This window comes from Mesobacillus sp. (assembly GCF_049588175.1).
Classification (GTDB): domain Bacteria; phylum Bacillota; class Bacilli; order Bacillales; family Cytobacillaceae; genus Mesobacillus.
On sequence record NZ_JBAVFI010000452.1, the window covers coordinates 1 to 2374 of the forward strand.

The 2374-nt window shown below is 38.6% G+C and carries 3 protein-coding genes; all 3 read right to left on the reverse strand.

Annotation, left to right across the window (positions count from 1 at the left end):
- Positions 1-151: 151 nt before the first annotated feature.
- Complete coding sequence (locus tag WB217_RS11025) at positions 152-1150, reverse strand: NAD(P)H-dependent flavin oxidoreductase (RefSeq protein ID WP_423993277.1); 999 nt, start codon at positions 1148-1150, stop codon at positions 152-154.
- 391 nt (positions 1151-1541) lie between these two features.
- A complete protein-coding gene (locus WB217_RS11030) occupies positions 1542-1808 on the reverse strand; it encodes a phage holin (RefSeq protein ID WP_423993278.1) in 267 nt (88 codons plus the stop codon).
- Between the two features lie 96 nt (positions 1809-1904).
- The coding region (locus WB217_RS11035; RefSeq protein WP_423993279.1) for a glycerol-3-phosphate acyltransferase at positions 1905-2374 on the reverse strand (470 nt) is incomplete at its 5' end.

A 2374-nucleotide genomic window follows, 5' to 3' on the forward strand; every position in this document is an offset into this window, starting at 1 on the left:
CAATAATTGTTTTGATATATAAACGAAACTTAGACCATCTGCTGTTAATTTTTGTATGATTCCTTTTTTGTTTTTTTAGCAATAGGGTAAATCTATTTCATGTACATTAATAAAAAATCATCGGACACATTAGCATCCGATGAGAGCACTTCTATTGTATTGAAATAGGATTCAATTTATTCGCATTGTTGTTTAATTTGTTTAGGGCCTCTTTGTATTCTGTTTCTAATTGCTCAATAATTTCGGCAGCTGACTCGATTTTTTGAATGGCTCCTACACCCTGTCCGGCTGACCATATGTCTTTCCAAGCTTTTGCGTTTGTTTCCTTTTGCATCGCATCAAAATCAACTTTGTCTTTTTTCGCTAGCTTCTCTGGATCCAAACCTGCCTTTATAATACTTGGCTTTAGCATATTTGCTTTAACCCCGGAAAAAGCATCAGTCAATATTAAATCTTCCTGGGTGGAGTCAACTAGCATATTGCGGTACTCATCATTTGCCATGCTTTCAGTCGCAACGATGAATCTTGTCCCCATATAGGAGAGATCTGCGCCTGCTGCCTGGGCAGCTAAAATACCTTTTCCAGTTGAAATCGAACCTGCCAAGACAATGATTCCATCCCAGAATGTCCGGACAGAGTCAACAAATGCGAAGCTGTTCAGTTCCCCGGCATGTCCGCCTGCCCCACTCGCTACTAAAATAAGGCCATCTACTCCAGTTTCTGCCGCCTTCCTTGCGAATTTCACATCGCTGACATCAGAAAATACGAGTCCGCCATATTCGTGCACTATTTCCACTACTCTTTTGGGGCTGCCTAAAGATGTTATGACGAGTTGCGGCTTATGCTTTTTCAGCAATTCTAATTCATCCTCAAGCCGGCTATAAGAGCTATGTACTACCATATTCATTGCCCAGGGAGCTACCTTCCTGTCAGGTTCATTTTCTCTTGCCACTTCCAAATCTGAATTCAGTCTTCCCATCCATTCATCAAGTACTTCTATCGGCCGGGCGTTAGGAGCTGGAAACGATCCAATCACGCCATTTTTGCAGCAAGCGCTTACAAGGTCTGGCCCTGAAACAAGAAACATCGGTGCAGCGATAGCAGGTACTTTAAGCTGGTTCCACCAGTTTTCCGGAATAGCTTTTTTCATAAATTCATCTCCTTGAATTCATTTCTAAATTTTCTGAATATCTTACTTAATCTTAATTTATTCAACTCTATATTTCAATAATGAAACCATGCAAATTATATTAAAAAAGAATCCTGCACTTTAATGCGAAGGATCCTTCCTGTATTTCAGCTTCATTTGTTTAGCTTTTGATATAAAATCTGACAATCTTGAACTCTTCTTATCTTTTGGATATCTTAAATATCTGCGCCAAAAAAATTGGCTTAGCTCCTCAATTAATAAAAAAACAGAAAGTATCATGACCAAGAGTAAGATCCAGTTCCACATATTAAGGCTCCTTTCGAATTGGATAATTCATCCTATTCTATCTTTTACCTTAAAATGTTTGATCCATAAACATTTTGCAATATATTTAATTCGGACTTTTATAAGACATTGCCCGTTCGCTGTCCTTCAGCCCTTTTGTAGTCGGGTCTTGAACAATTCCAAGCATAGAGAGAATAATGAAAATACCGTTTACAAGCATCAATACATTGTTTTGAACCTGATCCGATAAGCTGAATGAAGTCCAGCCCAGCAAATTCATTCCTTCTAAAACCATTTGCATCACGATCATAATTTGAGATACAAAGGCGATTACCCAGGTTTTATTCCTTAACCTTACGCTCCAGTTAATCAAAATAACCCATCCTTCCATTCTTAAAATCTCTGCTTGTTTCACTATATGCAGTCATATAGAATGGTTGTCAGCGTTTGTCCTGCCTATGATTGGAAATTATTTAGGTTTGTTCTCTAGTCTTTCTTTAATATCATCCAGATGGACGTACAAAATAATTAAAACTAGTATTCCTGACATGAAAAAAATTCCCCAGCTTCTTTCAAGGAAAAATAAAGTGATTGGAATAAGAATGAACGCCCCTAAGCCTGCAAAAGTAAAGCTTTTCACTATAGGATACAACAAAAGAAAGCCAGCAATTAGGACGATTGCTACTAGTGGTTCAAAGGCAAGCATACCCCCAATAAATGTTGAAATTCCCATACCGCCTTTAAACTTTAGCGTGATTGGCTTGATATGGCCTAAAAGAGCAAATCCTAACCCTGCCAGGACCATTTCTTCGGTAAGGTTAAAGTATCTACCAGCAAGAATGACAACTGCTCCTTTTAAGGCATCTCCTAGGAAAGTTAAGACAAAAGATGTCTTGCCATGCACTCTTCCTGCATTTCTGGCACCTACATTCCCGCTTC

Excerpts from the sequence above, each read along its gene's own strand:
- WB217_RS11025 (WP_423993277.1), bottom strand. The coding sequence starts at position 1,150 with ATGAAAAAAGCTATTCCGGAAAACTGGTGGAACCAGCTTAAAGTACCT.